Here is a 24,700-nt window from a genome sequence, read left to right as displayed (position 1 = left end):
CAAAATAATTATTTTTGAGATTGAAGTTGTGCTTGAATTTCGTTAATGATTTGCTCAGCGCCTTCAGGGCTAAGAACCAATTTACCGCCTGCAAGTTTAAGGTTGTCATCAGAAACTTCACCTGTAACTTGGCAAGTCATGTTTGGTTTATATTTTTTCAAGATGATTTTTTCGTCATCTACATAGATTTCAAGAGCGTCTTTTTCAGCGATTCCAAGCGTACGGCGAAGTTCGATCGGAATCACCACGCGTCCTAGCTCATCAACTTTACGTACAATACCTGTAGATTTCATATTCATTCTCCTCCCGAAAGATTGTTATTTTTATAGGTGTTTATTATCTTCGTCATTATTCGACAAAATCCTTACAGTCCTAGCATAACAAGGTTTCCAATAAACGTCAATCATTTTCTTTTCTATTGTTTGTAAAAATTAGATCATATAGTCAAAAGACCTTGGAAGAACTGATGTAACAAGGGAAATGAAGATGATAAAACAGTAGGATCAATCAAAAAAAAGCCCTTAAATCAAGACTTTCGAACTAAGGTTTTTCCTCATATCGATTATATACGACATTATTCGACAATGAAAGCATTTTTTTGTCGAAGTATAATATTTCTTTCTGTTAAAAAATTTGTAATCGACCGTATTCATGATGGATCGACAATGTATATTTTCTTGAACTTGAAGGCTAAGATGGTATCATATAAAGAGGGATTATATATTGAGTATATACTGAATGAATACACATGCCGCTCTCGTCCTTTGGGCGGGAGTTTTTTGACATTTTAATTGGGAGGTTCCATCATGCCGCAAGAAAAAAATACGTTTTACATCACTACACCCATTTATTACCCAAGTGGAAAGTTACATATTGGACATGCCTACACAACCGTTGCAGGTGATGCGATGGCTCGGTATAAAAGACTGAGAGGCTTTGATGTCAGATACTTAACAGGTACAGATGAGCACGGACAAAAAATCCAGCAAACGGCGGAGAAGGAAAATATCACTCCGCAGGAATTGGTCGATCGTGCGGCAGAAGACATTCAGCAGCTTTGGAAAAAGCTCGACATATCCAATGACGACTTCATTCGGACGACAGAGGAACGTCATAAAAACGTGATCGAAAAGGTTTTTCAGAAGCTTCTTGACAATGGTGATATATATCTTGACGAATATGAAGGCTGGTACAGCATACCTGACGAAACGTTTTACACCGAAACCCAGCTCGTTGATGTTGAGCGAAACGAGAAGGGCGAGGTGATCGGTGGAAAAAGTCCTGACAGCGGCCATCCCGTTGAGTTAATCAAAGAGGAATCTTACTTCTTCCGCATGGGAAAATACGCGGACCGGCTGCTCGCTTTCTATGAAGAAAATCCTGAATTCATTCAGCCTGAATCCCGCAAAAATGAAATGATCAACAACTTTATCAAACCGGGTCTTGAGGATTTGGCTGTTTCCCGGACGACGTTCGACTGGGGAATAAAAGTGCCCGGCAACCCGAAGCATGTCATCTATGTTTGGATAGACGCGCTGTTTAATTACATTACGGCACTTGGCTTTAATACGGCAAACGATGAAAATTATCAAAAATATTGGCCGGCAGACGTTCATCTTGTCGGTAAAGAGATCGTCCGTTTCCATACCATTTACTGGCCGATTATGCTGATGGCATTGGACCTTCCGCTGCCGAAAAAGGTTTTTGCCCACGGATGGCTGCTGATGAAAGATGGAAAAATGTCTAAATCAAAAGGAAATGTGGTCGATCCAGTCACATTAATCGACAAATACGGACTTGATGCATTGCGTTATTATCTTCTCCGCGAAGTGCCGTTCGGTTCTGACGGCGTATTTACACCGGAAGGATTTGTCGAGCGGATTAACTATGATTTAGCGAATGATTTAGGCAACCTGCTGAACAGAACGGTCGCCATGGTCAACAAATACTTTGACGGCCGGGTTCAGTCGTACGAAGGCCCGGTTACCGCTTTTGACGAACAGTTGTCATCATTCTCACAAAAGACAATTGAAGCGTACGAACAGGCGATCGAAAATATGGAGTTTTCTGTAGCGCTTTCTTCATTGTGGCAGTTTGTCAGCAGAACGAATAAATACATCGACGAGACAGCCCCATGGGTACTGGCAAAAGATCAGGACAAAGAAAAAGATCTTCAATCGGTTATGTACCATTTGGCAGAGTCATTGCGCATCACTGCTGTATTGCTGCAGCCGTTCTTAACGCAGACGCCTGAAAAGATTTTTGCACAGCTCGGTGTTACGGATACGTCATTGAAAACCTGGGACAGCATTAAAAGCTTCGGACAGCTGAAATCGGTAAAAGTTCAAAAAGGAGAACCGTTGTTCCCGCGTCTTGAGGCGGAAGACGAAGTCGCTTATATCAAATCAAAAATGCAGGGAACGGCTCCAAAAGAAGAACCGAAACAAGAGGAAAAAGCAACTGAAAGGCTTCCGGAAATCACGATAGACGATTTTATGAGCACGGAGCTGAGAGTGGCTGAAGTCATCCATGCCGAACCCGTCAAAAAAGCGGACCGTCTGTTAAAGCTTCAGCTTGATTTGGGCTTTGAAAAACGCCAGGTCGTTTCAGGAATTGCCAAGCACTACAAACCTGAAGAGCTTGTCGGCCGGAAAGTCATTTGTGTAACAAACTTAAAACCGGTCAAACTAAGAGGAGAACTTTCTCAAGGCATGATATTGGCTGGAGAAGACAACGGCGTTCTGTCGCTTGCGGCGGTAGACAGTTCATTATCAAACGGAACGCGAATCAAATAAATGTTGGCAAAGGGTGTTCCACGTGTAACATTTCGTCGAACACCTTTTGTTTTTTCGACAATATCTAAAAAAGGTGGCATTTTGATGTTATTTGATACACATGCACATTTAAATGCCGAGCAATTTAATGAGGATTTGGAAGAAGTCATTGCTCGGGCAAAGGAAGAAAAAGTGGAGCACATTGTTGTTGTGGGATTCGATCGTCCGACGATCAAGCGCGCAATGGAATTGATTGAAGAATACGATTTTATCTATGCTGCCATCGGGTGGCATCCGGTTGATGCAATTGATATGACCGATGAAGATTTGGCTTGGATCAGAGACCTCTCCGCCCATGAGAAAGTTGTGGCGATCGGTGAAATGGGACTTGATTATCATTGGGATAAGTCGCCGAAGGACGTTCAAAAAGAGGTATTCAGAAAACAGATCGCTTTGGCAAAAGAAGTCGGCTTGCCAATCGTGATTCACAACCGTGATGCAACAGAGGATGTCGTTTCTATTTTGCGGGAAGAAGGGGCTGAGGTAGTCGGCGGGATCATGCACTGTTATACCGGAAGCGCCGAAATTGCACAAGAGTGCATCAATATGAATTTCTACCTATCTTTCGGCGGTCCCGTCACATTTAAAAATGCCAAAAAGCCGAAGGAAGTGGTCAAACAAATACCAAATGACCGACTTTTAATTGAGACGGACTGCCCGTATTTAACGCCGCATCCATACAGAGGAAAGCGGAATGAACCAAGCTATGTCAAGCTTGTCGCCGAACAGATTGCTGAATTGAAAGGGATGACTTATGAAGAAATAGCGGCCGTCACCACAGAAAATGCAAAAAAACTTTTCGGCATCAGCTGACACGATTTGATATCGAGCCTTGTTCAAGCTTGTCTCTTCGGGGGACGGTTCTAAAAAGTTCTACATGTCTGTTTGCACTCATAGGATATCTTTGTCGACAAGTCTTTCTTTCTTTTATGAGGTGGTTTTCCCATAATAAAAGAGATGGCGGGCTTGCGGAGAAATAGAGAGGAGGGTTGACAGGCTTGTAGATACTCTATATAATCTCCCCGAGGAGAAGGAGGCGTTTTTCATCATACAAAAAATGAAAAAGCTGTTTTCCGTAAAGCTTAGCAAAAGCAGATGGATACTGATTGCTGCTGGACTGCTTGTCGCAGGAAGCGGAACTGCTTACGGAGCACATGAGCTCGCTAAACAGCAAGTCACCATTTCGATAAACGGGAAAAAGCAGGATGTTCGCACGAATGCTGAAACCGTAGGTGAACTGCTGAAAAGCTTAGACATCGAGACGAGGAAAGAAGATCACATCTCTCCCGCTGAAGATACAAAATTAACGGCGAACATGAATGTTGAGTATGTTGCCGCAAAACCTGTTCATTTCGCGGTCGACGGACAGGAAAAAGAAATCTGGACAACAGCGGGTACTGTCGGCAAACTGCTGAAAGATTTAAATCTAGAGTTGGCGGAACACGATCAAATTGAACCCTCAGTTGATAAAGAAATAACGAAAGATATGAAGCTGACTTTGCAAAGGGCTTTTAAAGTAACCGTAAAGGATGCCGGTAAAGATAAAGATATATGGACGACTTCGACTACGGTCGCTGACTTTTTAAAACATCATAAGATCAGCATAAAAGGCGATGATGAAGTTAAGCCTGCGCTTGATAAAAAGCTGACAAAAGATCAGGCGATTCACATTACTCGTATCAAAAAAGTCACCGATGTAGTGGAAGAGAACATCCCTTTTGAAGTCCGGAAAAAAGAGGACGATTCACTTGAAAAGGGGAAAGAAAAAGTTGTACAGGACGGTAAACATGGCAAGCTTAAAAAGCACTATGCCGTTGTTATGAAAAACGGCAAGGAAGTTTCCAGAGAACTGGTTAAAGAGGAAACAGCAGCTGAAAGCAAAGCCAAAATCATCGCTGTCGGTACAAAGCAAGCCGCAGTGGCTACAGTCAGCGCGAATGTATCGCGCGGAAATCAATCCTCAGGAAAAGAATTTTATGTATCCTCTACAGCTTATACGGCAAGCTGCAACGGATGCTCTGGCCACACTGCGACCGGCGTTAACTTAAAAAATAATCCGGGCGCTAAAGTGATCGCTGTCGATCCGAGCGTCATTCCGCTGGGTTCTAAAGTACATGTAGAAGGATATGGCTACGCGGTTGCAGCCGATACAGGCTCAGCCATCAAAGGCCGTAAAATCGATGTATTCTTTCCGAGTAAGTCTACAGCTTACCGCTGGGGTAACAAAAGAGTTAAAATCAAGGTGTTGAACTAAATATCATTTATTACGCTCTTATATAAGCAGAGGGATTTTGCGCCCTCTGTTTTTTTGGTTATAATAGATCCATCTTGTTTTCTAATAAATTAGACGGTTTTATTACAAAAAGGTTTCAATAATTTTAAAAATGTAATAAAAGGTTTTTCACCATACGGAGGAAGAAATGAAGATTAAAGAAATCATTGTTGTCGAAGGCCGTGATGACACAGCAAAAATCAAATCGGCTGTTGATGCTGATACGATTGAAACGAACGGATCTGCCATAGGGGAAGACGTCATTAAACGGATTCGGCTTGCCCAGGAAACGCGCGGGGTCATTATTTTAACCGATCCTGATTTCCCGGGGGAAAAAATCAGAAAAACGATTGCAGAAAAAGTCCCCGGCTGCAAGCATGCATTTTTACCCAAGCATTTGGCAAAGCCTAAAAATAAGCGCGGAATCGGTGTTGAACATGCTTCGCTTGAGGCAATCCGCGAATGCTTAAAAACCGTTCAGGAGGAAATGGAGGCGACGGAACCTGAGATTGAGGCTCGGGATTTAATCGAAGCCGGCCTGATCGGAGGCCCTCTGGCAAAACAAAGGCGGGAGCGGCTCGGCGAGATATTGAATATCGGCTATACAAATGGGAAACAGCTTCAAAAGCGGCTGCAAATGTTTCAGATCAAAAAGAGTGATTATTTAAGCGCACTGGATGTTGTGCTGCGGGAGGAAGAGCATGAATAAAGATATCGCCACCCCAATTAGAACGAAGGAAATTCTCAATAAATACGGATTTTCATTCAAAAAAAGCCTGGGGCAGAACTTCTTGATTGACACGAACATATTGGATAGAATTGTCGACCATGCGGGGGTGACGGAGCGTACCGGCGTGATTGAAATCGGTCCGGGGATCGGGGCATTGACCGAGCAGCTGGCAAAGCGTGCGAAGAAAGTGACGGCCTTCGAAATCGACCAAAGGCTCCTGCCGATTTTAAAAGATACGCTTTCTCCGTATGATAATGTGACTGTCATTCACCAGGATGTCCTGAAAGCCGATGTCCGGGCGGTAATGGACGAGCAGTTTCAAGACTGCGATGAGGTGATGGTTGTCGCCAACCTCCCGTATTACGTCACGACTCCCATCATCATGAAGCTTTTAGAAGAAAATCTGCCGCTGAAAGGGATCGTCGTCATGCTTCAAAAAGAGGTGGCGGACCGAATGGCTGCGAAACCTTCTACAAAAGAATACGGGTCCCTTTCCATCGCGGTTCAGTTTTATACGGAAGCCAAAACGGTCATGAATGTGCCAAAGACTGTATTTGTCCCTCAGCCTAACGTGGATTCCGCGGTCATCAGGCTGACGCTGAGGGGAGAACCGGCTGTCGCGGTTCAAGATGAAGCCTTTTTCTTTCAAGTCGTAAAATCAAGCTTTGCACAGCGCCGAAAAACGCTTTTCAACAACCTCGTTAACAACCTGCCGAATGGCAAAGAGAAGAAATCAGAAATTGAAAGAGTGCTTCAGGATTCACAAATCGACGGAAAACGACGCGGAGAATCGCTGAGCATTGAAGAGTTCGCCGTCATATCTGACCGCTTGAGAGCAGTCCTTCTTTAATGGAGGGCTTTTTTTATTTGAAGCCGGGCTTTAAGCCTGATCAGGCTTGTCATCCGTTCACCACTTGAAGGGCGGGCACATAGGCTAAAGAAGCACCTTTACTTTTCATTGCTTTATATTCATCAGGATGGGGCTTAGTCTATGTGTGGAGTGAAAAGCATGCAATTTAAAATAGGCGATATGGTCGTCAGAAAATCTTATCGAAGAGATATCTTATTTCGAATTATACGAATTGATCAATCGGCAAATGGAGAACCTGTGGCCGTTTTGCACGGAGATGAGGTCAGATTAATCGCTGACGCATATTTAACGGACCTGGAGATGGTCCGCGAGGCTGAGCGGCAGATGAGAAAGCGGGAAGAAGAATCGAGAATGAAGGAATCCCTCGATCTTCTCCGCCAGGATTACAAACTCCTTCACAATAAACATGAGTACCGCGCCACAAACCAATATAACAATCAACAGCAGTACTTTCATATGCCCGGAAGAGTCCTTCATTTAGACGGGGATTCGGCTTATTTAAAAAAATGTCTGGCGCTCTATGAAAAGATCGGGGTTCCTGTATACGGCATTCATTGTTATGAAAAAAAAATGTCATCGGTCATCGAGGAACTGATCGATGAGTACCGCCCGGATCTTCTCGTCATCACCGGACACGATGCCTATTCTAAGCAGAAGGGTGATATTAACAATCTGGATGCCTACAGGCATTCAAAAGATTTTATCGAAACCGTTCAAAAAGCGAGAAAAAAAATTCCCCATCTTGATCAGCTTGTCATTTTTGCCGGCGCATGCCAGTCCCATTTTGAATCACTGATCAAAGCCGGTGCAAATTTTGCAAGCTCTCCGTCAAGAGTCAACATCCATGCGCTTGATCCGGTCTATATAGTCGCAAAAATCAGCTTCACTCCGTTTATGGACCGCATTAACGTCTGGGAAGTGCTCAGAAACACCATGACGAGGGAAAAGGGACTCGGAGGCATTGAGACGCGAGGCGTATTGCGAATCGGAATGCCATATAAAACAAAAGAAAACGATTAAACGAGCCCGCCGGATGGCGGGTTTTTGCCATGCAGCCGAATGTTTTTACCTTTTTTTAAAAAAACATACATAATGAAACGAAAAATGAGGAAAATAAGGGAAAGTTGGCGTATAATTTGTCACAAATATTTTATTGACAGAGGCTTATGAACGTTGATATAATTTAAATTTTATTTGACAAAAATGGGCTTCTGGTGTATACTGAATATAGTGAGGTGGATGCAATGGCGAAAACGTTGTCCGATATTAAAAGATCGCTTGATGGACATTTGGGAAAAAGGCTGACGTTAAAAGCAAACGGTGGCCGCCGAAAAACGATTGAGCGTTCGGGCATTTTAGCTGAGACGTACCCTTCTGTTTTTGTGATACAACTAGACCAAGACGAGAATTCGTTTGAAAGAGTTTCATACAGTTATGCGGATATTCTTACTGAGACGGTTGAATTGAGATTTTCTGATGATAAAACCAGCTCAGTAGCCCTTTAATAAGCAGTGGACTTTATGTTTGCTGCTTTTTGTTTTGCCTTTTTTTATCCAGAATTTTTCGGGGAAGTTCTGCACAAATCGAGCAAAGCTAATACATGTCACTTGTTTTATGATGAGTCAGACGGATGGTATGATACTTGAAAGGGGCTGTTTCGCATGGGCAGACGTCGAAGCATCATGTCAGAGGAATTCAAAAATGAATTGGCTAAGGATCTTGGATTTTACGACACGGTAAAAACCGAGGGCTGGGGCGGAATTCGGGCCAGAGACGCCGGTAACATGGTGAAGAGGGCCATTGAATTAGCCGAACAGCATATGGCTCAAAACCAGCAAAATCATTAAAACAGTGACATACGGAGGGCGCTTCTGTCCTCCGTTTTTTTCATTGATCTGTTTTCAGCCGACCAGGTGCTGCAAGCGCCTTGAGGATTCACGGCAGGGGGCAATCGCGATCTGCAGGAATGACCGTATGCTAAGGTCGCGGCGTCCTGCGCGGGCGCATGCATTTGTACTCGCGAGAAATGACCGCATGCTAAAGACGCGGCGTCCTGCGCGGGCGTATGCATTTGTACTTGTATGGAAAATGACCGCATGCTAAGGTCGCGAAGTCCTGCCGCAACGCATGCATTTGTACGTCCTGTACTTCAAAATATGTTACAATGTGGATACTTATGTTTAGATGGAGAAGTAGGTGAATGGATTGCGTATTTTAGAGAAGGCGCCGGCTAAAATTAATTTGTCGCTCGACGTTCGCCGCAAACGTCCAGATGGGTATCATGAAGTAGAGATGGTCATGACGACAATTGATTTGGCGGATCGGATTGAATTAACCGAGCTGGCAGAAGATAAAGTAACGGTTTCTTCGCATAACCGCTTTGTTCCCGACGATCAGCGAAACCTTGCTTATCAGGCTGCAATGCTCATGAAAGAACGATACGGCATTAAAAAAGGTGTTTCTATATTTATTACGAAAGTGATTCCCGTTGCTGCGGGGCTTGCGGGGGGAAGCAGCGATGCGGCTGCCGTCTTCAGAGGGCTGAACCGGCTGTGGGATTTGAAGCTTTCGATGAATGAACTGGCTGAGCTTGGCGCTGAGATCGGATCTGATGTCTCCTTTTGCGTACATGGAGGAACGGCTCTTGCAACGGGAAGGGGAGAGAAAATCCGTCATATCGAGACTCCGCCGCACTGCTGGGTTGTGCTGGCAAAGCCGACGATCGGCGTATCAACTGCAGAAGTGTACAAGCAGCTGAAAGTCGACGAGATTGAACATCCGGATGTTCAAGGTATGATTTCTGCGATCGAAGAGAAGAATTTTCAAAAAATGTGCGACAAACTCGGCAATGTTCTTGAATCTGTTACATTGAATATGCATCCCGAAGTCGCGATGATCAAAAATCAAATGAAGCGGTTCGGCGCCGATGCTGTGCTGATGAGCGGGAGCGGCCCCACTGTGTTCGGACTGGTTCAATACGAATCAAAAGTACAAAGAATCTATAACGGATTAAGAGGGTTTTGCGATCAGGTTTATGCGGTGCGGATGATCGGAGAACAAAATGAACTTGATTAAATCCGTATGTTAAGTTATATTATTTTTAAAAATATTCGGATTTTGGAGGTAAGTGCATGAAGTTTCGTCGAAGCGGCAGATTGGTGGATCTGACAAATTATTTGTTGACCCATCCGCATGTCTTAGTGCCATTAACCTTCTTTTCAGAACGGTATCAATCTGCTAAATCATCCATTAGTGAAGATTTAACCATTATTAAGCAGACCTTCGAGCAGCAGGGAATCGGGACGCTTCAGACCGTGCCGGGAGCAGCAGGCGGCGTTAAATACATTCCAAAGGTAAAACGCGATGAAGCGGAGGAATTTGTAAAGTCGCTCGGTGAGTCATTGATCGATTCGGAACGGATATTGCCCGGCGGATATTTGTATTTAACCGATATCCTAGGCAAGCCCTCTGTATTAACGAAGGTCGGCAAGATTTTTGCTTCAGCTTTTTCAGACAGGGAGATCGATGTCGTGATGACGGTGGCGACAAAAGGAATTCCTCTGGCATATGCGGTAGCCAGCTACCTTGATGTGCCGACGGTGGTCGTCAGAAAAGACAATAAGGTAACTGAAGGTTCAACGGTCAGCATTAACTATGTGTCTGGATCTTCCAACCGCATTCAGACGATGTCTCTTGCAAAACGCAACTTGCAGACGGGCTCGCGCGTTTTGATTATAGACGACTTTATGAAAGCGGGAGGAACGATCAACGGTATGATCAATCTTCTCGAGGAATTCAATGCCCATGTAGCGGGCATCGGTGTTCTTGTCGAGGCTCAGGGAGTCAAGGAGCGGCTGGTCGATGAGTATATGTCCCTTTTGACTCTTTCTGAAATTGATATGAAGGAAAAAAAGGTCGAAATACAAAACGGAAACTTTCAGCGTTTTTTTGCAGACAATGAATAGGAAATGGGGAGTTTGAGATGACAAAGGTTGTTCAGACAAAAGAAGCACCGGCGGCGATCGGACCGTATTCACAAGGAATTGTTGTCAATAATATGTTTTACAGTTCAGGGCAAATTCCGCTGACCCCGTCGGGTGAAATGGTGACTGGAGACATCACAGAACAGACGCATCAAGTTTTCCGCAATTTAAAAGCCGTGCTGAAAGAAGCGGGCGCCTCTCTGGAGACTGTCGTCAAAGCAACCGTGTTTCTGGCGGATATGAATCAATTCACAGAGGTGAATGAAGTTTACGGACAGTACTTCGATACCCACAAACCGGCGAGATCATGCGTTGAGGTGGCGAGGCTGCCGAAAGACGCGCTTGTTGAAATAGAAGTCATCGCATTAGTGAAATAGAAAGAACTCTTAAAAGATGGTTTTGGTCTCAAAATCATCTTTTTTGTTTGGAAAATTTGTCAATTCAGTGTTTTTTTATCCCAATATTACAAAAATATTTTTAATTATGCAGGAAAACAAAAAAAGCCGTTGAATAGTTACACTAATGTTTTTATATTGGGAAAAGGTGGTGAACTACTGTGGAAGTTACCGACGTAAGATTACGCCGCGTGAATACCGATGGTCGCATGAGAGCGATTGCATCCATCACGCTGGATCACGAATTTGTAGTGCATGATATTCGTGTAATTGATGGAAACAATGGTCTTTTCGTTGCGATGCCAAGTAAGCGTACACCTGATGGAGAATTTCGTGATATCGCTCATCCAATCAACTCAAGCACCCGCGGAAAAATTCAGGACGCGGTGTTAAATGAATATCATCGTTTGGGTGACGTTGAGGAAATAGAATATGAAGAAGCTGGAGCTTCTTAAAAAAGAAGGGCTTATGGATAAGCCCTTTTTGTTTTGAAAAAAAATGATCTTATCATAATAAAATGACAATATATGGTTTGTGTCTGCGTATAACAGTAGCAGGAAGGTAAAGCATGCGAACTCGGATAACAAAGCGCATGCAGAAGGAATCAATCCGTCTCCCTGATCAGTTAATCCTAAATATGCTCTAAACATCCAAAATATGCTGTCTTGATTTCCCGATTTCTCATTTTGGCTTGCTTGAAATCAACTCATATTTAGGATATATTTTTCTATGGATAATAGGGATAATGGAGGCCAATACATGGATAAGCGGTTTGCAGTTGTGTTAGCAGCTGGTCAAGGAACAAGAATGAAATCAAAGCTATATAAAGTTCTTCATCCTGTTTGCGGAAAACCTATGGTCGAGCATGTTGTCGATGAAGCTCGCAAGCTATCATTAGAAAAACTTGTCACAATAGTTGGACATGGTGCGGAAGATGTCAAAAAACAGCTCGGGGAAAAAAGCGAATATGCCCTGCAGGCTGAACAGCTCGGCACGGCCCATGCCGTCAAGCAGGCCAAGTCGATTCTTGGAAGCGAAAAAGGAACAACAATCGTCATCTGCGGAGATACCCCGCTTTTAACTGCCGAAACGATGGAAGCCATGCTCACGGAGCATCAGAAAAAAGCAGCAAAGGTGACGATTTTAACCGCTGTAGCGGAAGATCCGACAGGCTACGGACGCATTATTCGCAATGAAAACGGCGATGTTGCAAAGATTGTCGAACACAAAGATGCAACAGAAGAGGAAAGGCTTGTCAAAGAAATCAACACAGGCACCTACTGTTTTGACAACGAAGCTCTTTTTCAAACGATCGAGCAGGTTTCCAATGACAACGTACAGGGGGAATATTATCTTCCGGATGTCATTGAGATCTTGAAAAATCAAGGTGAAACTGTAGCCGCTTATCAGACTGGCAACTTCCAGGAAACGCTCGGAGTCAATGACAGAGTCGCCCTATCACAAGCGGAAATCTATATGAAGCAGCGGATCAATAAACGCCACATGCAGAACGGCGTCAGCTTAATCGATCCCGACAACACATACATTTCACCGGAAGCCGTGATCGGCAGGGATACCGTGATTTATCCCGGCACCGTCATTAAAGGGCGGGTTGTTATCGGTGAAGACGCGGTCATCGGACAGAACAGCGAACTGGAAAACAGTACGGTCGGCAGCAGAACGGTCATTAAGCAGTCCGTTATCGTGGACAGTGAAGTCGGCGACGATGTTACAATCGGACCGTTTGCTCATATCAGGCCCGACTCAAAGATCGGCAATGAGGTAAGGATCGGGAATTTCGTCGAAGTGAAAAAATCGGAATTTGGTGATCGCAGCAAAGCATCTCATTTAAGCTACATAGGGGACGCGGAAATCGGAACGGATGTCAATCTCGGCTGCGGGTCGATTACCGTAAATTATGATGGGAAACATAAGTTTAAAACGAAAATTGAAAATGGGGCATTTATCGGCTGCAACTCCAATTTGGTCGCTCCGGTGACAATCGGCGAAGGCGCATACGTAGCTGCGGGTTCAACGATTACCGACGATGTGCCAGGCCGGGCTTTGTCTATTGCCAGAGCAAGACAAGTCAATAAGGAAGACTACGCTGAGAACATACACAAAAAATAATCCTAAATCGGAGGTTTACCATGTCTAAATATGAAGACGACAATTTGAAGATTTTTTCTTTAAACTCAAATCCGGGTCTTGCGAAGGAAATCGCGGATATCGTCGGAGTTGAGCTGGGAAAGAGTTCTGTTAAACGCTTTAGCGACGGTGAAGTCCAAATTAACATTGAAGAAAGCATCCGCGGCTGCGACTGCTATGTCATCCAATCGACTAGCGCGCCGGTGAACGAGCATATCATGGAGCTTTTGATCATGGTGGATGCGCTGAAACGCGCGTCGGCGAAAACGATTAATATCGTGATGCCTTACTACGGCTATGCCCGTCAGGACCGTAAAGCGCGTTCCCGCGAGCCGATCACAGCCAAACTCGTGGCAAATCTGCTGGAAACCGCCGGAGCTACCCGTGTGATTGCACTTGACCTTCACGCGCCGCAAATCCAAGGTTTCTTTGATATACCGATCGATCATTTAATGGGTGTTCCGATTTTAGGAAATTATTTTGAAGAGAAAAATTTCAAGGATATCGTGATTGTGTCCCCTGACCACGGCGGTGTGACCCGTGCCCGCAAATTGGCGGACCGCTTGAAAGCGCCGATTGCGATTATCGACAAACGCCGACCTAAGCCGAATGTAGCCGAGGTTATGAATATCATCGGGCATATCGAAGGAAAAACAGCCATTTTAATTGATGATATTATTGATACTGCAGGAACGATTACGCTGGCGGCCAATGCGCTCGTTGAAAGCGGCGCAGAGGAAGTGTATGCATGCTGTACACATCCGGTTCTTTCCGGTCCGGCGATCGAAAGAATCGACAATTCCAAAATTAAAGAGCTCGTTGTGACCAACAGCATTGAGCTTCCTGAAGAAAAGAAAATCGCGAAATTCAAGCAGCTTTCTGTCGCACCGCTTCTGGCAGAAGCAATTATTCGTGTGCATGAGAAACAATCTGTCAGCTTCCTGTTCGATTAATTTGCTGATTCTGGTTTAAAGTTTTGTCGTTATGGGAATGGTTTTAGAAAGACCAATCTAACGATAGGATGGTGCTGAAAATGGCAATTTTAAAAGCGGAAGAAAGAACGGATTCCAGACGGTCTTCTTTAAGAAGAATTCGGCAATCCGGGTATGTGCCGGGTGTCATTTACGGAAGAAATCTGGAGAACAAATCCGTTGCGTTAGACAGTATCGAGCTTTTAAAAATCTTGCGCGCTGAGGGCAAAAATACGATTATCAACTTGGATATAAACGGTGACCAACACTCTGTTATGGTGACTGAGCTGCAGACGGATCCGTTAAAAGATTCAATCGTACATGCCGATTTTAAAGTGGTTGATATGGAAGCGGAAATGGAGGCGACGGTTCCTGTAAACCTTACGGGTGAAGCAGAGGGCATCAAACAGGGCGGTGTTCTTCAGCAGCCGCTTTACGAGCTGTCTGTCACAGCAAAGCCGAAGAACATTCCGCAGACGATCGAGGTTGATATTTCCAGTCTCGAAGTCAATGATGTTCTAACCGTCGGCGATATTCCGACCAAAGGCGATTATTCATACAACCATGAGCCTGATGAAGTTGTTGCATCCATTCTTCCTCCTCAAAAGCAGGAAGAAACAGAAGCCGAATCAGCCGCTCAAGACGTTGAGGAACCAGAAAAAGGCACTGAAGAGGAAAAAGAAGAATAAATACGTAAGACGTAATCCGCCCGCGGTTACGTCTTTTGTGCTAGAATGAGGGGAAATTAGGATGCTCCCCCTCAGTATGCTGAGGCAGGGTTTTGCTTAAGGGAGGATATAGAATAATGCTTGTGTTTGCAGGATTGGGCAATCCGGGTAAAACATATGAAAATACGAGACACAATGTAGGTTTTATGACGATTGACGAGCTCTCGAAAGAGTGGAACATTCCGCTTGATAAAACAAAGTTCAACGGACAATACGGAATCGGGTTTGTTTCCGGCAAAAAGGTTCTACTTGTTAAGCCGCTTACATATATGAATTTATCGGGAGAATGTTTGAGGCCGCTTTTGGACTATTATGAGATCCCTGTTGACAATTTGAAAGTGATTTACGATGACTTGGATCTTCCGACCGGAAGAATCCGTCTGAGGACGAAAGGAAGCGCAGGAGGCCATAACGGCATCAAATCGATGATTCAGCATCTGGGAACAACTGAGTTTAACCGGATCAGAATCGGAATCGGCCGTCCGGTAAACGGCATGAAAATCGTCGATTATGTGCTTGGCGCTTTTACAGATGAAGAAGAGCCGGCGATACAAGAGGCCGTCAGACAATCGGCCAAGGCCTGTGAAGCTTCTCTGGAAAAACCTTTTTTAGAAGTCATGAATGAATTTAACGCCAAGGTATAAGGCAAACGGGAACGGAACATACTAGTTTTAAAAAGACTCGGTATGGAGGTTCCTTTATGGCTTTACATTATTATTGCCGGCATTGCGGTGTTAAAGTCGGAAGTCTTGATCATTCTTATGTAAACAGTGAACAGTTGGGCTTTAACCACTTAACAAACGATGAAAGAAACGATATGATCTCTTATATGGATAATGGGGATTTACACGTGAAGACGATATGTGAAGATTGTCAAGAAGCGCTTGAGCGAAACCCGGATTATCACCAATATCATTCGTTTATTCAATAAATAGCTTTGGTGTAGAGACTAGACCAAAGCATTTTTCTATTTGAGGAAGAGAGGAGGGGCTCATTTGAACAATATTCAATCCTATATCACAAAAAGCGATGATTTTAAATCCATCGTCAACGGCTTGAACGAAGGGCTGAAGGAACAGCTGCTTGCGGGGCTCTCCGGATCTGCCCGGTCGTTATTTACAGCCGCACTTACAAAAGAAACGAGACGGCCGGTATTTTTAATTACGCATAACCTTTATCAGGCTCAAAAAATTACAGATGACTTGACAGGGCTGATAAAAGATCAGCCTGTCCTTTTATATCCTGTCAACGAATTGATTTCTTCTGAAATTGCGGTGGCAAGCCCTGAGCTTCGCTCGCAAAGGCTTGACGTCTTAAATCGGCTTGCAAGCGGTGAAACGCCTATCGTTATTGCTCCGGCAGCAGCCGTCAGAAGAATGCTGCCCCCTGTCGAAGTATGGCAAAACAGTCAGATTCGCATTGAGACGGGGCGCGACATCGACCCGGAACAGCTGCTTCAGAAGCTTGTTCAAATGGGGTATGAGCGTACGGATATGGTGGCGGCTCCAGGCGAATTCAGCATTCGCGGGGGTATTATCGATGTCTATTCATTGACCGAAGAAAACCCTGTCCGGATTGAATTATTTGATACAGAAGTTGACTCGATTCGTATATTCAATACGGATGATCAGCGCTCACTGGAAACGCGCGATGAAGTAACGATCGGCCCTGCGAAGGAACTGATCGTGCGGGATGAAGATCGGCAAAGAGCGCTTGAACAAATCGATAAAGGCCTTGCCAACAGTCTTAAAAAGCTGAAGCTTGATAAACAAAAGGAAATTCTCGACCAAAATATCGCGGAAGATAAAGAGCGCCTCAAGGAAGGGCATGTCGGCCAGGAAATGGTTAAATACCTTTCTTATTTCTATGAAAGGCCTGCTAGTTTACTAGATTATTTCCCGAAAAATACTTTGCTGATACTAGATGAAATCAGCCGTATTCATGAAATGGAAGACCAGCTGCAAAAGGAAGAGGCAGAATGGATTACGAGCCTGCTGGAAGAAGGGAAAATCCTTCATGATACTGCAATGTCATTTCCTTTTCACAGCCTCATTTCAAAACAGTCCCGCCCGATTTTGTATTACTCGCTGTTTTTAAGGCATGTGCAGCACACCAGTCCGCAAAACATCGTCAATGTTTCAAGCAAGCAAATGCAGAGCTTTCACGGACAAATGCATGTGCTCAAAAATGAGATTGAACGGTTTAAGAAATCGAAATATACAACGGTTTTTCTAGGGGACAGCAAAGAGCGCGTCGAAAAACTTGCGTCTGTATTGTCCGACTATGACATCGAAGCCGCACAGGCCGACCAGGATGCAGCGCTCGCCCAAGGCCAGATTTACATTATGGAAGGCGGTCTTCAATCCGGTTTTGAGCTTCCGATGATCAAGCTGGCCGTTATCACGGAGGAAGAGCTGTTTAAAAAGCGTGTCAAAAAGCAGGCGCGCAAACAAAAACTGACCAATGCCGAACGGATTAAAAGCTACTCGGAGCTTCAGATCGGCGATTATGTCGTTCATGTAAACCACGGTATCGGAAAGTATTTAGGGATTGAAACGTTGGAGATCAACGGCATTCATAAGGACTACCTGAATATTCACTACCAGGGAAGCGACAAGCTTTACGTACCGGTTGACCAAATTGATCAGGTGCAAAAATACGTCGGCTCCGAAGGCAAAGAGCCGAAGCTTTATAAACTCGGGGGAAGCGAATGGAAACGGGTTAAGAAAAAGGTTGAAAGCTCTGTCCAGGATATCGCCGATGACTTGATCAAGCTTTATGCCGAAAGGGAAGCAAGCAAAGGTTACGCGTTTTCTCCAGACCATGAAATGCAGCGTGAGTTTGAAGCCGCATTTCCTTATCAGGAGACAGAGGATCAGCTGAGATCGATCCATGAGATTAAAAGAGACATGGAAAAAGAAAGACCGATGGATCGGCTCCTTTGCGGCGATGTGGGCTACGGCAAAACCGAAGTGGCGATCCGTGCCGCCTTTAAAGCGATTGCAGACGGAAAACAGGTTGCGATTCTTGTGCCGACTACGATCCTCGCACAGCAGCACTATGAAACGATATTGGAACGCTTCCAGGACTACCCGATTAATATCGGTTTGCTCAGCCGGTTCCGGACGAGAAAAGAAGCAAATGAAACGATCAAAGGCTTAAAAAACGGAACGATTGACATCGTAATCGGCACTCACAGGCTGTTGTCCAAGGATGTCGTGTACAAAGATCTTGGACTGCTTATCATCGATGAAGAACAAAGGTTCGGTGTCACGCACAAGGAAAAAATTAAACGCATTAAAGCGAATGTCGACGTTTTGACGTTAACGGCAACTCCGATACCTCGAACCCTTCATATGTCCATGCTCGGTGTCAGAGATTTGTCAGTCATTGAAACACCTCCGGAAAACCGCTTCCCGGTACAGACGTACGTTGTCGAATACAACGGAGCTCTGGTCAGAGAAGCGATAGAACGCGAGCTGGCCAGAGGCGGTCAGGTTTACTTCTTGTACAACCGGGTGGAGGATATTGAAAGAAAAGCGGAAGAAATCTCAATGCTTGTGCCTGATGCCAAGGTGACGTACGCCCATGGAAAGATGACAGAAAACGAACTCGAATCGGTCATGCTGAACTTCTTAGAGGGAGAATCGGATGTACTAGTCAGCACGACGATTATTGAGACGGGCGTTGATATTCCAAACGTCAATACTTTGATCGTATTTGACGCAGACAAGATGGGGCTTTCCCAGCTGTACCAGCTGAGGGGCCGCGTCGGCCGCTCAAACCGTGTAGCTTACGCTTATTTTACGTACCGGAAGGACAAAGTCCTAACGGAAGTGGCTGAAAAAAGGCTTCAGGCGATTAAAGAATTTACAGAACTCGGGTCAGGATTTAAAATCGCGATGCGCGATTTGACGATCCGCGGCGCCGGAAACCTTTTAGGTGCGCAGCAGCACGGGTTCATCGATTCTGTCGGTTTCGATTTATATTCGCAAATGCTCAAGGAAGCAATAGAGGCGCGCAAGGGAGAGGCACCGCAAGCTGAAAAGTTTGAGCCGGAAATCGATTTGGAGCTTGACGCATATATTCCGCAGACGTATGTGACAGACGTCAAGCAAAAAATAGATATGTATAAACGGTTTAGAGCGATTTCAACCATTGAAGAAAAGAGCGAGCTTCAAGACGAGATGATCGACCGCTTCGGCGAATATCCGAAAGAAGTAGAATATTTATTCGCCATCGCTGAGGCGAAGGTATATGCCATCAAGGAACGCGTCGAGCTGATCAAACAGGATAAAGACGCCGTCAGACTGACAATTGACGAAAAAGCTAGTGCCGAAATTGACGGTCAAAAACTGTTTGAACTCGGCAGCAAGTACGGCAGACAGATCGGCCTTGGAATGGAAGGGAAGAAATTGAAAATCTCGATTCAAGTGAAAAACCGAAAACCGGAGGAATGGCTGGAAACGCTTCTCGACATATTGAAGGGCCTTCAAAACGTTAAAAAGCAAACGATCGCTTCATCATAAAAATTTGTTGTTTCTCGCGTATATTACATTTGATGTGAAGGATACTAAAACCAATCAAGAGTGGAGAGTGTTACATAAGTACACAGCTCTGTTTATATCCACCAGATATATCATCAAATGAAAGAGAGGCAGCAGAGATGAAAGCAACTGGTATCGTACGTCGAATTGATGATTTAGGCCGGGTCGTGATCCCGAAGGAAATCCGCAGAACTTTGCGCATTCGTGAAGGAGACCCTTTGGAAATATTTGTGGACCGGGATGGGGAGGTTATTTTAAAAAAGTATTCTCCGATCAGCGAGCTCGGCGACTTTGCAAAAGAGTATGCAGATGCGCTTTATGACAGCATGGGCCATTCCGTGCTGATTTGCGACCGGGATGTGTATATCGCAGTATCCGGGGGGTCTAAAAAAGACTATTTAAACAAATCGATCAGCGACATGGTCGAAAAGGCGATGGATCAGCGCACTTCTGTTTTGGAAGGAGACGCGAAGACAATTCAGCTTATTGATGGTATTGACGAAGAGGTTGCTTCTTATACCGTCGGTCCGATTGTTGCAAACGGCGATCCGATCGGAGCGGTTGTCATTTTTTCGAAAGATCAGTCAATCGGCGAAGTGGAACATAAAGCGGTTGAAACCGCCGCAAGTTTTTTGGCCCGTCAAATGGAACAATAGGTCTCATTCCTTTTATTTTGACATTCCTGCTCGAACGAATGAGCTGGAATGCCGAAAGCGTTTTTCTCAGCTTGAATCAGCATCAGCAGTTGGAACAGCACCTTTTGGGCTGTTCTTTTTTAGTTCACAGTTGCAGGCGGGGTATGAGCCCTGAATATGGTATAATAAGCACGTTTCGTGCGCTTTTTAGAAAGCTGAGAGAAAGCGCATTGGAAGGAGCTTAAAGGAATGGGGTTTGTAAAAGGTCAAAGACAGTGGATTTGGCAAGGTGCCTTTGTATTATCATTGGCGGGGATATTATCAAAGATATTAAGCGCTGTATATAGAGTGCCTTTTCAAAATATAGTTGGAGATGTCGGTTTTTATATTTTTCAGCAGGTGTATCCGATGATCGGAATATCTGTGATGCTTGCCACCTCCGGGTTCCCGGTCATCATTTCAAAGTTGTTGAATGATTACGGGACGGCAAACCGGGCAATAATTCTCCGGGTGTCTATGCTTTTTTTGTCGGCTGTGGGCCTTGGCTTTTTTCTTCTCTTGTTTGCCGGAGCCGAAGCCATCGCAGGGTTTATGGGTGATCCCGACCTTACCGGGGTGATCCGCACCGTGTCGTTTTCTTATTTGCTGCTGCCGTTTGTGTCTTCGCTGAGAGGCTATTTTCAAGGAGGCGAACGGATGCTTCCGACGGCACTTTCTCAAATTGGAGAACAGACACTCCGGGTCGGGGCGATCCTCATTTTGACGTGGTGGCTCGTCAAAAACGGCTTTTCCTTATATGACGCCGGGGCAGGGGCTGCTTTTGGCTCCCTTGTCGGCGGCCTTGCGGCGTTTTTCATTCTCGCCGTGTTTTGGGCCAAGCGTGAAAAGCATCCCGCTGCCGCCGGGATAGAGGCCGGTACAGGCGATATTTTGAAACAGCTGTGTCTGTACTCGGTTACGATTTGCACCGCCGGCCTCATGCTGATTCTCATCCAGCTTGTCGACGCATTGAACTTGTATTCATTGCTGGCCGGACAAGGAATGGACGAACTTCAGGCGAAACATACAAAAGGGGTGTATGACAGGGGACAGCCGCTTTTGCAGCTTGGAACCGTTTTTGCTGCGAGCATTGCGACAGCTCTTGTCCCGTCCCTTACAAAAGCGAAGAAAAAGGGAGAAACGGCGGTTCTGGAGGAAAAGATCCGGTATTCGCTAAAAATGAGCTTCGTCATCGGGACTGGAGCAGCCGCCGGTCTGATATGCATTTTGGAGCCGGTGAATGTCATGCTGTTTAAGAACAGCGATGGAACGGCTGCGCTTCAAATTTTCAGCGTGTCGATTCTGTTTGCATCGTTGGCGATCACGATGACTGCTGTTTTGCAAGGACTCGGCAATACATGTCTACCAGCTGTTTCCGTCTGCTGCGGCTTTTTTGTGAAAGCCGTATTGAACGAGCTCCTGATCCCCGGTTTCGGCATTTCCGGCGCCGCTTTTGCGACTATGATGTCATTCGCCGCTGTCGCTGGGCTCAATTTTTTTCAGCTGAAAAGGAAAGGCTGGATCAAGCTGCCGGAATACAGGATAGCGGGTGTTTTGCTGTCGGCTGTGATCATGTCGGCCGCTCTGGCGGTGTGGCTTTTTGCTTTTGAAGCGGCCATACCTCACGAAAACAGATGGATCGCGGCGGCGGAAAGCCTTAGCGCCGTTTTCGTCGGCGGCGTTGTCTTTTTGTCCGGTATCTTCACATTACGAGTGTTTTCAGAAAAAGAACTTGAGCTTGTACCTTTTGGCAGCAAGCTCCTGACATTAAAACGAGAAAGGGGCGGCAGGCATGGCCGGTAAAATCACGGTAGTCGGCCTGGGGGCAGGCGATATGAATCAATTAACCCTCGGTGTTTATAAACGGCTTACACAAGCGGAGGTTCTTTTTGTCAGGACGAAAGACCATCCATTAATAGAGGACCTGAAAAAAGAAATAGCGGAGATTCATTTTTTTGATGAGGTCTATGAAAAGCATGATCAATTCGAAGATGTTTACGAGGAGATCGTAGATAGGCTGTTTGAGGAGGCGAAGCAGCGCGATGTGCTCTATGCCGTTCCGGGACATCCGTTCGTCGCTGAAAAAACGGTCCAGCTTTTGCTTGAGAGGCGGGGCGCTCATCAGGCCGACGTCGTTGTCGAGGGAGGTCACAGCTTTATTGATGCGACGTTAAATGCTTTGCAGATCGATCCGATTGACGGGTTTCAGTTTGTCGACGCCGTCCGGTTTTCCGCTGACGAAGTCGAGCTCCGTCATCATTTGATTATTTGCCAGGTATATGATCAAATGACGGCATCAGAGGTCAAACTGACGTTGATGGAAAAGCTTCCTAATGACTATGAAGTCGTCATTGTCACAGCGGCAGGAAGCAGCATGCAAGACATTCGGACAGTGCCTCTTTACGAATTAGACAGAAGTGTCGGCATCAATAATTTAACGAGCGTCTACGTTCCGCCGGTCAAAGACGAGGAGGTTCTGTACCAGGAATTTTCGATGTTCCGCAGCGTCATCAGGAAGCTGCGCGGACCGGACGGCTGCCCGTGGGATCGGAAACAAACCCATGAATCGCTCAAAAAATACTTAATTGAAGAATGCTATGAGGTGCTCGAGGCGATTGATGAAGAAGATCCCGACCACCTTGTTGAGGAGCTCGGCGATGTGATGCTCCAAGTTCTGCTGCATGCGCAGATCGGCGAGGATGACGGTCTTTTTGCAATTGACGATGTGATTCGCGGCATCACCGCAAAAATGATCAGAAGGCATCCGCATGTCTTCGGAGAAGTATCTGTTCGTGATGAGGCCGACGTCATGGTAAACTGGGAAGAGATCAAGAAGCAGGAGAAACAAGCGGACGATCCATCCCTCCTCGACGACATTCCAAAGCCGCTTCCCGCTTTGTCAAAAGCGAACAAGCTTCAGAAAAAGGCGGCAAAGACCGGATTCGACTGGTCGAATGTCCAGGATATTTGGGATAAAGTCCACGAGGAAATGAAAGAATTTTCTTCAGAAATTTCCGAAGCCGAACAGACCAGCAAAAAAATGAAAGAAGAGTTCGGCGACCTTTTATTCGCTCTCGTCAACATCGGCCGGTTTTATAAAATTGAACCGGAAGAGGCCCTTGCGATGACAAATGCCAAGTTTTACAGAAGGTTCAGGCATATTGAACAATCTGCAAAGCGCATGGGCAAGGATCTGGAAAGTATGACGCTTGAAGAAATGGACGAATTGTGGAATGAAGCGAAAGACATTGAAAGGAGCTGACAAGTGATGAGACTCGACAAATTTCTCAAAGTATCAAGGCTGATTAAAAGACGGACGCTTGCAAAAGAAGTGGCTGACCAGGGAAGAATTTCGATCAATGGCCAGCAGGCGAAAGCAAGCTCTGTTGTCAAAGCGGGAGACGAGCTTGCGGTGCGTTTCGGCCAAAAGCTTGTAACCGTCAAAGTCAATGAATTGAAGGATACGACAAAAAAAGAAGAAGCCGCTGATATGTATACCGTTCTCAAAGAAGAGAAGCTGGGAGGAGAATAGGCTTGTTCTAAAAAAATCCCCCGTCTCATACAATGCAGTATCGAATCTTAGTATGAGGATATGGGGGATGAATCGATGAATGTATATTATGATCAGCACAACCCTTCCAGCGGGGCATCTGGTCCTGAACATAATGTGACGATGAAGGGCCGCAAGCTGCTGGATATATCCGGTGTCAAACAGGTCGAGAGCTTTGACAATGAGGAATTTTTACTTGAGACGGTCATGGGCATGCTGGCGGTCAGAGGCGAAAACCTGCAGATGAAGAATCTCGATGTGGAAAAAGGCGTTGTCTCCATCAAGGGAAGAGTGCTTGATCTCGTCTATTTGGATGAGCAGCAGGGGGAGAAAGCTAAAGGATTTTTTAGCAAGTTGTTTAAATGACGCTGACCACTCAGTTCTATACGATGCTGGCCATGGCCGGAATGGGGGCATGGCTTGGCGCTTCTCTTGACACCTACACCCGTTTTGTCGTCCGCTCGAAAACAGCAAGGTGGCTGTTGTTTCTCCATGATTTTTTGTTTTGGGTGGTACAAGGTCTCCTTTTTTTCTATGTTTTGCTGAGCGTGAATGAAGGGGAATTCCGAATTTATATCTTTCTGGCGGTCATGCTTGGATTTGCCGCTTATCAAAGCCTTTTTAAGCAGATCTATATCAAGCTTTTGGAATGGATGATTTCCTTTTTCATATTCATCTCCAGGCTGGTCTCAAAGATGATGCAGATGATGGTGTTTCGGCCTGTTGTATGGACGTTTCAAGCTATTTTAGCCATCATTCTCTTTACAATGAGAAATATCTATGTTCTTTTTCGTTTTTTTGCGGTATGTTTATATAAGATATTAAAATTTGCAGGATATCCGATTTATTTTATACTATATCAATGCTGCAGGCTTCTTCCCGCCCCGGTTCGGGGATTGTTGAGACGCTTTTTGCAAAAAGGAGCAGGATTTTTCGAAAAGGGGAAGAAACTATTCATAACCATTAAGGCAAAACTTATAAAAAAATGAGGGGAGGC

The 24,700-nt window shown here is 45.2% G+C and carries 24 protein-coding genes and 1 pseudogene; 24 read left to right on the top strand and 1 reads right to left on the bottom strand.

The genetic code is table 11. The features are described from left to right. Window positions 1-8: 8 nt before the first annotated feature. Window positions 9-299, bottom strand: a complete 291-nt coding sequence (locus ACVC9U_RS19320; RefSeq protein ID WP_085959887.1) for an AbrB/MazE/SpoVT family DNA-binding domain-containing protein — start codon at window positions 297-299, stop codon at window positions 9-11. Window positions 300-806: 507 nt separating this feature from the next. Here ACVC9U_RS19320 and metG point away from each other — a divergent pair. The 24 genes and pseudogenes from metG to yabQ all read left to right on the top strand — a co-directional run bounded on the left by metG (window position 807) and on the right by yabQ (window position 24,692). Beyond that, window positions 807-2,795 (top strand): methionine--tRNA ligase, encoded by a 1,989-nt coding sequence (metG, locus tag ACVC9U_RS19315; RefSeq protein WP_441391395.1) that lies wholly within the window; start codon window positions 807-809, stop codon window positions 2,793-2,795. 84 nt (window positions 2,796-2,879) lie between these two features. Next, window positions 2,880-3,647, top strand: a complete 768-nt coding sequence (locus ACVC9U_RS19310) for a TatD family hydrolase (protein WP_075752587.1) — start codon at window positions 2,880-2,882, stop codon at window positions 3,645-3,647. A gap of 244 nt (window positions 3,648-3,891) precedes the next feature. Next, window positions 3,892-5,088, top strand: coding sequence for a G5 and 3D domain-containing protein (locus ACVC9U_RS19305; protein WP_075752589.1), 1,197 nt, complete (start codon window positions 3,892-3,894; stop codon window positions 5,086-5,088). A gap of 166 nt (window positions 5,089-5,254) precedes the next feature. Continuing rightward, window positions 5,255-5,815, top strand: a complete 561-nt coding sequence (rnmV, locus tag ACVC9U_RS19300) for a ribonuclease M5 (protein ID WP_020449802.1) — start codon at window positions 5,255-5,257, stop codon at window positions 5,813-5,815. Next, the gene (gene rsmA / locus ACVC9U_RS19295) at window positions 5,808-6,686 is read left to right on the top strand and encodes a 16S rRNA (adenine(1518)-N(6)/adenine(1519)-N(6))-dimethyltransferase RsmA (RefSeq protein ID WP_075752591.1); all 879 of its coding nucleotides are present in this window, start codon (window positions 5,808-5,810) and stop codon (window positions 6,684-6,686) included. The genes rnmV and rsmA overlap by 8 nt, the downstream gene beginning before the upstream one ends. 159 nt (window positions 6,687-6,845) lie before the next feature. Further along, on the top strand, window positions 6,846-7,727 hold the full coding sequence (gene yabG / locus ACVC9U_RS19290) for a sporulation peptidase YabG (RefSeq protein WP_075752593.1): 882 nt from the start codon (window positions 6,846-6,848) through the stop codon (window positions 7,725-7,727). Window positions 7,728-7,951: 224 nt separating this feature from the next. Then, the gene (veg, locus tag ACVC9U_RS19285; RefSeq protein ID WP_003178187.1) at window positions 7,952-8,212 is read left to right on the top strand and encodes a biofilm formation stimulator Veg; all 261 of its coding nucleotides are present in this window, start codon (window positions 7,952-7,954) and stop codon (window positions 8,210-8,212) included. Window positions 8,213-8,368: 156 nt separating this feature from the next. Continuing rightward, window positions 8,369-8,554, top strand: coding sequence for a small, acid-soluble spore protein, alpha/beta type (locus ACVC9U_RS19280; RefSeq protein ID WP_003178189.1), 186 nt, complete (start codon window positions 8,369-8,371; stop codon window positions 8,552-8,554). Window positions 8,555-8,912: 358 nt separating this feature from the next. Beyond that, on the top strand, window positions 8,913-9,782 hold the full coding sequence (gene ispE / locus ACVC9U_RS19275) for a 4-(cytidine 5'-diphospho)-2-C-methyl-D-erythritol kinase (protein WP_025809574.1): 870 nt from the start codon (window positions 8,913-8,915) through the stop codon (window positions 9,780-9,782). 56 nt (window positions 9,783-9,838) lie between these two features. Then, a pseudogene (purR, locus tag ACVC9U_RS19270) lies at window positions 9,839-10,692 on the top strand (pur operon repressor); the annotation flags it as partial. Next, window positions 10,690-11,067 carry a 2-iminobutanoate/2-iminopropanoate deaminase gene (gene ridA, locus ACVC9U_RS19265; protein ID WP_003178196.1) on the top strand — a complete coding sequence of 126 codons (378 nt, stop codon included), beginning with the start codon at window positions 10,690-10,692 and terminating at the stop codon, window positions 11,065-11,067. The pseudogene purR and the gene ridA, both read left to right, overlap by 3 nt. 179 nt (window positions 11,068-11,246) lie before the next feature. Then, complete coding sequence (gene spoVG / locus ACVC9U_RS19260; protein WP_003178198.1) at window positions 11,247-11,540, top strand: septation regulator SpoVG; 294 nt, start codon at window positions 11,247-11,249, stop codon at window positions 11,538-11,540. Window positions 11,541-11,844: 304 nt separating this feature from the next. Beyond that, entirely contained in the window at window positions 11,845-13,215 is a 1,371-nt protein-coding gene (glmU, locus tag ACVC9U_RS19255) for a bifunctional UDP-N-acetylglucosamine diphosphorylase/glucosamine-1-phosphate N-acetyltransferase GlmU (RefSeq protein WP_003178200.1), read from the top strand. A 20-nt stretch (window positions 13,216-13,235) separates the two neighbouring features. Further along, on the top strand, window positions 13,236-14,186 hold the full coding sequence (locus ACVC9U_RS19250) for a ribose-phosphate diphosphokinase (RefSeq protein ID WP_003178203.1): 951 nt from the start codon (window positions 13,236-13,238) through the stop codon (window positions 14,184-14,186). Window positions 14,187-14,266: 80 nt separating this feature from the next. Further along, window positions 14,267-14,893, top strand: coding sequence for a 50S ribosomal protein L25/general stress protein Ctc (locus ACVC9U_RS19245; RefSeq protein WP_003178205.1), 627 nt, complete (start codon window positions 14,267-14,269; stop codon window positions 14,891-14,893). Between the two features lie 116 nt (window positions 14,894-15,009). Further along, entirely contained in the window at window positions 15,010-15,576 is a 567-nt protein-coding gene (gene pth / locus ACVC9U_RS19240) for an aminoacyl-tRNA hydrolase (RefSeq protein WP_025809572.1), read from the top strand. A gap of 56 nt (window positions 15,577-15,632) precedes the next feature. Further along, window positions 15,633-15,863: an anti-sigma-F factor Fin family protein gene (locus ACVC9U_RS19235; RefSeq protein WP_003178210.1), complete on the top strand. Its 231-nt coding sequence runs from the start codon at window positions 15,633-15,635 to the stop codon at window positions 15,861-15,863. A 64-nt stretch (window positions 15,864-15,927) separates the two neighbouring features. Then, window positions 15,928-19,461, top strand: a complete 3,534-nt coding sequence (gene mfd, locus ACVC9U_RS19230; protein WP_441391394.1) for a transcription-repair coupling factor — start codon at window positions 15,928-15,930, stop codon at window positions 19,459-19,461. A gap of 137 nt (window positions 19,462-19,598) precedes the next feature. Next, a complete protein-coding gene (gene spoVT / locus ACVC9U_RS19225; RefSeq protein WP_441391393.1) occupies window positions 19,599-20,135 on the top strand; it encodes a stage V sporulation protein T in 537 nt (178 codons plus the stop codon). Window positions 20,136-20,363: 228 nt separating this feature from the next. Then, complete coding sequence (locus ACVC9U_RS19220) at window positions 20,364-21,956, top strand: putative polysaccharide biosynthesis protein (protein ID WP_075752603.1); 1,593 nt, start codon at window positions 20,364-20,366, stop codon at window positions 21,954-21,956. After that, window positions 21,946-23,415, top strand: a complete 1,470-nt coding sequence (gene yabN, locus ACVC9U_RS19215) for a bifunctional methyltransferase/pyrophosphohydrolase YabN (protein WP_075752606.1) — start codon at window positions 21,946-21,948, stop codon at window positions 23,413-23,415. The genes ACVC9U_RS19220 and yabN overlap by 11 nt, the downstream gene beginning before the upstream one ends. A 6-nt stretch (window positions 23,416-23,421) precedes the next feature. Next, window positions 23,422-23,685 (top strand): RNA-binding S4 domain-containing protein, encoded by a 264-nt coding sequence (locus tag ACVC9U_RS19210; RefSeq protein ID WP_003178218.1) that lies wholly within the window; start codon window positions 23,422-23,424, stop codon window positions 23,683-23,685. Window positions 23,686-23,760: 75 nt separating this feature from the next. After that, window positions 23,761-24,069 carry a sporulation protein YabP gene (gene yabP, locus ACVC9U_RS19205; protein WP_075752608.1) on the top strand — a complete coding sequence of 103 codons (309 nt, stop codon included), beginning with the start codon at window positions 23,761-23,763 and terminating at the stop codon, window positions 24,067-24,069. After that, a complete protein-coding gene (gene yabQ, locus ACVC9U_RS19200) occupies window positions 24,066-24,692 on the top strand; it encodes a spore cortex biosynthesis protein YabQ (RefSeq protein WP_075752610.1) in 627 nt (208 codons plus the stop codon). The genes yabP and yabQ overlap by 4 nt, the downstream gene beginning before the upstream one ends. The last annotated feature ends 8 nt before the right edge of the window (window positions 24,693-24,700 follow it).

The organism is Bacillus sp. GM2 (assembly GCF_056155945.1).
Note: the sequence above shows the minus strand (reverse complement) of the source record. Positions and strands in the feature narration are given on the sequence as shown.